At 69.9% G+C, this 8,037-nt stretch carries 3 protein-coding genes and 1 pseudogene; all 4 read right to left on the bottom strand.

Annotated features, from left to right (window positions below; translation table 11 throughout):
- Window positions 1-460, bottom strand: a pseudogene (locus JF66_RS15870) (transglutaminase domain-containing protein); the annotation flags it as partial.
- Window positions 457-1,743 carry a DUF58 domain-containing protein gene (locus JF66_RS15865; protein WP_051973634.1) on the bottom strand — a complete coding sequence of 429 codons (1,287 nt, stop codon included), beginning with the start codon at window positions 1,741-1,743 and terminating at the stop codon, window positions 457-459. The gene JF66_RS15865 and the pseudogene JF66_RS15870, both read right to left, overlap by 4 nt.
- A gap of 41 nt (window positions 1,744-1,784) precedes the next feature.
- Window positions 1,785-2,786 carry a MoxR family ATPase gene (locus JF66_RS15860; RefSeq protein WP_231556464.1) on the bottom strand — a complete coding sequence of 334 codons (1,002 nt, stop codon included), beginning with the start codon at window positions 2,784-2,786 and terminating at the stop codon, window positions 1,785-1,787.
- 53 nt (window positions 2,787-2,839) lie between these two features.
- Window positions 2,840-7,993 (bottom strand): Ig-like domain-containing protein, encoded by a 5,154-nt coding sequence (locus tag JF66_RS15855; RefSeq protein WP_231556463.1) that lies wholly within the window; start codon window positions 7,991-7,993, stop codon window positions 2,840-2,842.
- Between the last annotated feature and the right edge of the window lie 44 nt (window positions 7,994-8,037).

Below are 8,037 nucleotides of genomic sequence, written 5' to 3'. Positions count from 1 at the left end.
GGGCAGCAGCGCCCGCGGGGCGCCGCAGCCGCAGGGCCAGGCTTCCGGCAACGACTGCCGCGATCAGGGTCGCCAGAAACGGCGCCACCAGCAGGCTGTCGAACCCGGCGACCGGTGCCGGAGCGGTGAGCAGCTGTTTCCACGACACGACGACGCCCAAGGCCAGTTCGCGCAGGGTGGCGAGCGTGGGAACGACTCCGAGCACGGTGCTCGCCCGCAGGGCGAGCGCTCCGCCGAACATGACGTACCCCAGCACGGTCGCGAGCGCCACCGTGAGCACGCCCCAACGCAACCGGGCGCCGACGAGGGCGATCCCGAGGCCGAGCACGGCGCCGCCGAGGCCCGCCACCAGGTATCCGGTGCCGCCGAACACCGGCCCGAAACCCAGCACCCCGACGCCGAGCAGCACGAACAGCACCACCAGGTCGATGAACCAGGCACGCCGGCTGCGCACACTCACGCGATCACCCGCCGCAGGCCGAGGGGAAGATCGCTCAAGTCGCCGACCGTGAGAACATCGGTTGCGCCCATCGAGCCGCGGGCGAGCGCCGCACCGGGCACGCAGCGCACCGCGATCACCCGAATACCCTGCGGAAGCACCCGGCACGCAGCCCGAATGCGGGCCGGCTCCACGGCAGCCCCGAACACCAACACGACCACGGATGCGTTGGGCACGATCCGACCGATGTGTCGCGCGAGGTGCACCACGTCGCGGGCGGAACCCGTGCCGTTCGCGCCCTCCCGATCGAGCCCGGCGAGGCCGTCGAGGAGGCGGGCCGCATTCTCGACCGGCATCACCTTCTCCTGGGTGAGCACGGTGAGCTGCTTCTCGTCGAGCACCGCTTGCAGCCCGATCGACCCGCACACCGAGATGGCGAGCTCGAACTGGTCGGCGGACTCGTCAGCAGACTCGTCAGCGTGAGGTTTTCGAGCCGCCGCGGCGGGCTCGGCCGACGACGGAGCCGTTCCATAGTCGGCGGGGTTGCGGGACAGCGCCACGGCCACATGCGAACGCCGGGTCTGCTCGAATTGGCGCACCATGACCGTGCCCGTGCGCGCGAACGATCGCCAGTGCACATTGCGTAGGTCATCCCCCGGCACATACTGCCGCAGCGCGTGGAACGACATGTCATCGCTTGACAGGTGTGCCGTGGGCGTGCCTTCGAGGTCGCGCAGCAGGCCCGTCGCGGAACCGTCGAGACGCACGGTGCGCGGATGAACGAACAGCGTGACGGCCGGCGCATTCTCGCGGGAGCGGCGCAGGAGGCCCAGAGGATCCCCGCGCACGGAACGCACCGGCCCCACGACGAGCACCGCCCGGCGCCGGGTGGGAATGACGAAGAGGTCGTCGTGGCTGCCGTCCGCCGCGAGCCGCGGCACCTGGAATGCCGCGAGACCGGCGCCTACCGGCAGCTCGATGCGCACCGGCAACAACGCGCGCCTGGACGCGTTGCGCACCGAGACCTGACCGACCGCCTGCTCGCCGACCACCACCCGGTTGCTGCCGAGATCGAGTCGCACGTCGTAGCCGTTGCGGCCCAGTACGAATGGCACCGCGAGCGCGAGCAGGGCGAGAGCCACCGCGGCAAGGGCGGTGAATTCCTGCCAGCCGAGCCACCGCCCGATGATCAGGCCGAGCACGCCGACGACCACGAGCGCGCGGCCGAAACCGGTGACGGTCCGCAGGCGCTCCCGCACGGCGGACAATGGCACGGCGGACAATGGCGCGACGGAAGCGAGCACGGCCCTCGACCGCACCTCCCTCCACCCACGCGCCCCGTCTCTCATACCGCCGGGCGCCTCGACAGCGGGGCGGCGACCTGCCCGAGCACGCGAACCATCAGCTTCGCGGCGGTCTCGCCGGCGAACTCCGCCTCCGGATCGAGCACGATCCGGTGGGTCCAGACCGCCGCCGCGAGGTCTTTCACGTCGTCGGGCAGCAGGAACGTGCGTCCCTGCGCGGCGGCCCAGACCTTGGCTGCCCGGATCATCACGATGGCGCCGCGCACAGAGACCCCCACCCGGGTTGCGGGCGAGGTGCGGGTGGCTTCGGCGAGCTCGGCCACGTAACGCAGCACCGCGCTGTCAACGTGCACCGTGGCAGCGAGGTCGGCCATCGCGGCGACGCCCTGCGTCGTGATCACGGGTTGCAGGTCCGCCGCGGGGTTGCGATTCGCCGACCCGGCCAAGATCAGCTCGGTCGCGGCGAGATCCGGGTAGCCGATCGATGTCTTGATCAGGAAACGGTCGAGTTGTGCCTCGGGCAGCCGGTACGTTCCGGCCTGTTCGATCGGATTCTGGGTGGCGATCACCATGAACGGACGCCCCACCTCGTGGCCGATGCCGTCGATCGTGATGCGGGATTCCTCCATCACCTCGAGCAGCGCGGACTGCGTCTTCGGTGAGGCCCGGTTGATTTCATCCGCGAGCACGATCGAGGCGAAGATCGGGCCACGGTGAAACTCGAATCGGTGGCTCTGCTGGTCGTAGATCGTGACACCGGTCACGTCGGAGGGCAGCAGGTCCGGCGTGAACTGGATGCGCTGGTTCGTGCCCTGCACGGTGGCCGCCAACGCCTTGGCCAGGGACGTTTTCCCGGTTCCGGGGGCGTCTTCGAGCAGCACGTGACCCTCGGCAAGCATGGCGGTCAGCACCAGGCGCACGACCTGATTCTTGCCCAGCACCGCGAGGCCGATGTTCTTCAGCAGCGCGTCGAAGGTGTCGGCGAACCACCGCGCCTCCTCTGCGCTCATCTGCGCGGTCACGCTGGTCGTGGTGCTCGTCATGTCGCGCTCCTCATTAACTGACTCGATCAAAACTGTGTCCCTGGGCTGCCCGGTCAACAGACCGGCAGACCCGTCACGTCGCCGTTCACTGCGGCCCTGGCCACGTACCAGCCGTTCTGCATGCGGTACCAGACCGGGTCGCGGCCGACCGCATACCCCTCCGGAGCGGTGATCTGGCAGACCACCGAAAGCTCCCCGCGCTGGTAGCCGATTCCCCCGCAGACTCCGTCAACCTCGTTGGCCGGCAGGTCGAACTCGGATTCGGGGCAGGTCTCTCGGTGTGCCCTCACGACCCACACCGAGCGGTCGTTGGCCTGTCCTGACCAGCTCGCGCTCGCGGAGAGTCCGCCGTCGTTCGTGTAGTTCACCGTGATCGACGCGGCCTCGCCGGGCTGCAGGTTGCCGATCGTGGCGGTGCCGGTGCCGTTCGCGTCGAGCCCCGGGTCCGCGACCGTGATCGGGCGACCGTTGCCGTCGACGCTCCACACAAACTGCACGGCCTGGTCCAGCCGGTTGGTGGCCGCCAGGGTGATGATCGGCGCGCCGAATGGCACCACCGTGTTGGAGGCCGCCGGCAATCCTGGCTCGATGCCCGCCACCGTCGACACCATCCACACGGAGACGGTGTACGCGGTTCCGTTGCTCAGACCAGCGATGGCGCCACCACCGGCGGGCAGGGTGCCGCCGGCGATGCCGTTCACCGCGTAGTAGTAGGTGATCTCTTCGGCGCGGTTGCCGTTGAGGGCGCCCGGCGTGAATGTCACCGCGGCACCACGGTCGAGAGGTGTGGCCACCACGCTGCCCGGTGCGCCGGGCGGCACCGCACCGCGCCGCGGGCTGGAGGCGGCACTCGGCGCAGAGTCGCCGGCCTTGTTACGAGCGGTCACCACAAACGAGTAGTCGGTCTCCGATGCGGCAACCGCGACGTTGGCGAACGGCTCGGCCACGCGCAGGGAACCGATCGTCACGCCTCCCTGCCTGGTCTCCAGCCGGTAGCCGGCCACCGCGTCCCCGTTGTCCGGCGGCCGCACCCAGGACACGGCAATCTGGGCCTCGCCCCCCACCGCGGTGGCCGGCGCCGTGGTCGGCGCGCCCGGCGCATCCGGAACACCCGCCGGAACGGTGGGGGTGCTGCCCACGCTCCACTCCGACGCGTTCGCGGACCGGTTGTGCGCCTGCACCTGCACCGTGTACGAGACACCGTTCTGCAACCCCGCCCACACGAGGGATGTCCCGGTGACCGTCTGCTCGGCCGGACCGGCCGGCCGCGGCGATATGCGGGCGGTGTACGACGTGACGGCCGAACCTCGGCTGGCCGGAACCGGCCACGACACGGCGAGGCTCGTGTCACCGAAGGTGACCTTGGGCTGTGCGGGAGCGTCGGGGCGGGCGTCCGGGCGGGCAGTCTCCGACACCCCGGAGGTCGGGGACTCCCCCACGCCGTTCGTGGCCGTGACGGTGAACGAGTAGTCCACGTCGTTGGTCAGCCCGGAAATGGTGCACGTGGTCGCGGCGCACTCCCGGGTCTGTCCCGGCGCGCGCACCGTGTACGACGTGACGGGTGACCCGTTGTTCGGTCCCGGCGACCAGGACAGCACGATCGTGCTGTCCTGGATCGCCGTCACCACCGGCGTCGACGGCGCTCCGGGACGACCGAGCACCGAGAGGCGGATGCGCCCGTCCACTTCGCGGTCGACGTCACGAGTGGCATCGGCGACGCGGTAGCGCACCACCATGGTGCCCACGAAATCACCGGCCGGCGTGATGACGACCTCACTGCCGCGAACGGATACCGTCCCCGCCCCGGTCTCGACGGCGGCGCCCACCAGGGTCAGCGGGTCCCCCTCGAAGGGGCTCGTGTCGTTGAGCAGGGCGGACACGGTGCTGGCCTGGCCCTGCCGGGCCTGGCCGACCACGTCGTCGGTCGTCACGGCGAGCGGCCGGGTGGACGCGACAACCCGCAGTTGCATCGTGGCCATGACCGGTTCACTCGCACCGTCAGTGATCTGCAGCTGCACCGACGCGGTGGTGCCCTTGGACGTCTGTTTCGCGGCGCTCACCTGCAGGGTGCGGCCGGCGACGGCCACGGAGAACCCGGACGGGCTGCCGCTCGTGAGGCGAAAGGTGAGCTTCTCGAGGTCGCCGGGGTCCACGTCCTTTGACAGGGCCTCCAGATTCACGCTGACCGCAGCCTCGCCGGGAGCGACGTCCACGGTTCCGCCGGCGAATGTCGGCTGCTGGTTATCGGGCGCGAGCACCGTGACGGGGATCGACAGAACGGCGGTCAGACCGGAGGGGTCATCCGGTCCCGTTCCGTCGGTCACCTCGAAGCTGATCGCGTCGGGTCCGAAATAGTCTGGCGCCGAGGTGTACACGAGCGTCTTCTCATCGGTGATGAGGGACGAACCATTGGCGTGGGTCGCGGTGACCGTGGACGCGACGGTGATGCGCGGAGTCTTACCGGCCGCGACGGTGACGTAGTCGGCCAGGTGCAGGGTGACGCTCTGCCCGCTCGTGACGGTGATCTGCGCGGTGTCGGGGGTGAGTGTGGGCAGCAGGTCGTCGAGGCCCGGCACCAGCACGAATGCGAAGGCCGTGAGTGCGTCGGTATCCGTCACCGTGTACATCACGATCTGCGCCGTCTTCGCGAGCGGCAGCCGGATCACGCCGTCGGCCAACACCCGCGCCGCGGGGTCGCTCACCGACACCGCGAGCTCGGCGGCGGCGCCGTCGGGGTCCTCGTCATTCAGGAGCACGGGCACGTCGACGCTCGTCTGGCCGGCGATGTCGGCGACGGCCACCCGGTCGTCACGCGCGATTGGCACCCGGAGCGGCGCGGTATCCGTGATGCTCAGCTGCAGCGTTCCGATGGCCGTCGCACCCCACTGGTCGGCCACGACGTAGCGGATGCTGAACTCGCCCCCGGTGCGCGGCGTGCGCAGCAGGATACGGTCGCCCACGACCTGCGCGACGAGGCCCTCCGGCAGCTCAAGCCCGGTCTTCACGAGCGTGAGCGCGTCGCCGTCCGGATCGGTGTCGTTGGAGAGAACGGACACGGAGAGTTGCCGGTCCGGCCGGGCCGTGACGGCGTCTTTCACGGCGTACGGGTTTTGATTGACCGAGCCCGGTTGCGCGATGCCCACCTGCACGGCGGCCGAGGACCTGGCACCGAGACGGTCCCGCACGACGTACGTGAAGTTGTCCGTTCCGGTGGACCGGTCGTACGCCTCGTACTCCAGCCAGGAGGCGCCGACCTCGGTCACGCGGCCCTTCGTCGGGGCGTCGCCCTGGCCCACGAGCTCGACCGAGTCACCGTCGGGGTCGATCTGATCGAGGGGGATCGGAATGCGCACGGTGCTTCCCGACAACACCCGGGCCACGATGTCGACCGGACGCGGGCGGGAATTGGCGTCGGGCGCCGCGGCCAGGATACGAATCGTGACGTAACCGGCATCCTTCTGCCCCTGGCTGTCGACAACCTCGTAGGTGGCATAGACGGTTTTCGGGGTGTTTCCGGCCTGAAACCGCAGCGTGTTCTCGGCGATGAACAGGCTGCCGTCGGCGGGGTCCACCAGTGGTGCCACGAGGGTGGGCGCGAGGGCGATCGTGTCGCCGTTGGGGTGGGAGTCGTTCAGCAGCACATCGATCGTGACGATGTCACCGGCGCGCACGAGCGCCGTGTCGTCGACGGCGACCGGCGGCAGAAGCACCGCCGGGGCCGGCACCGGAATGATGAGCACCTCCCCGATGGCTGTGACGCCACCGTTGGAGACGGTATAGCGGATGCTCACCGGCTGGCTGAGCCCGGACTGGTCGGCGACGCGCAACACGCGGTGTTCCAGCACGGAAATAGAGACGCCGAGGTTGTCGGGGATGCTCACCGACTGCACCACGAGGATGCCGCCGGCCGGGTCGGTGTCGTTCGCCAGCACGTCGACGAGAACGACACCGCCCGTCGGCAGCAGGGCCACATCGCGAACAGCCACCGGCGGGGCCAGGCTCGGCACGGCATCCGTGACATCGATGCGCACGAGTCCTGCCACCGAGCTCGGCCCGTCTGTCACGAGGTACTGCACGTAGTACTGCCCGGCGACCGGCGCCGTGAAGGTGAAGGTGCCGGCCACGAAGTCGGGCACGATCGTGACTCCGACCACGTCGTCGACCTTGGCGAGGCGCAGCGGCACCCCGCTCGGACTCTCGTCGTTGAGCAGCGGCGACACGGTCACGGCGCGGTCGACGACCGTGCCGGCATGGTCGAGGTTGGTGACCGGTTGCGAGTTACCGGGCGCCCGCACGTCGACGCGAACGACGCCTTCGGCCGGTTCGAAGCCGTCGGACACCGAGAGGGACACATCCTTGCGGCCCAGGTTCTTGCCGGTCGCGGTATAGGTCAGCAGGCCGTCGGCGGTGAACTGCACCGTGTCGTCATCGACGGCCGCCGCGCCCTGCAGGAAGAGGTCGTCACCGTCGGGGTCGATCCAGTCGGAGAGCACATTGCGGGTGGCGGTGGCACCGTGTTCCACGAGCACGGTCGACGTTCGCCGCTGCACCGGCGGCTTGTTCGTGCCGGGCGCGCTCACCGAGAGGGTGACGGTGGCGCTGGAGACGCCGCCGCGGCCGTCGCTGACCCCGTAGTCAAAGGTCGCCACGCCGCTCGCGGCATCGGCGACGGAGATCTGCAGGGCCGTGCCGCCGAAGATGGGCTGCACCTCGCCCATGAGGGCACCGGGGCCCTGACCCACCGTCACGGTGAGCAGGTCACCGTCCGCGTCACTGTCGTTTTCGAGCACCGGCAGGATCACGCTGCGGCCCGCACGCACGCCGAACGCGTCGTCAACGGCGACCGGCGGGGTGTTCTCCTCGTTACGCACCGGGAGGGAATTCTCGACCGTTTGCTTCACGGCGTCCTGCTGCTGCTCCGGGTCGGTCTGGTCCGAGGGCGGGGTGATCTCGTTCCAGTTGTCGACGAGCACCATGTTTTCGTCCACGAGCCACACGAGACCCGACTGAAGATCGTTGAGCACGACCACGTCGCGGTTCACCCGGAAGGTCAGCTCGCTGGCGGCCTTCGATTGCAGGCTGTCGACCGTGCGCGACACGTCGTTCGCCGGGTCGGGGCAGTCACGCACATACCGGGCCGAGCCGGCCCAGGCGGCGTGGGCGCATCCGCTCACGAAGACGGGGGCCGCGGGCTGGCCCTCGGCCAAGGCCTGAGCCGTGCCCTGTGCCGTGCCGCCGGGGTCGACCCTCG

The sequence above is a fragment of the Cryobacterium sp. MLB-32 genome, from assembly GCF_000738085.1.
Taxonomy (GTDB): Bacteria; Actinomycetota; Actinomycetes; order Actinomycetales; family Microbacteriaceae; genus Cryobacterium.
Note: the sequence above shows the minus strand (reverse complement) of the source record. Positions and strands in the feature narration are given on the sequence as shown.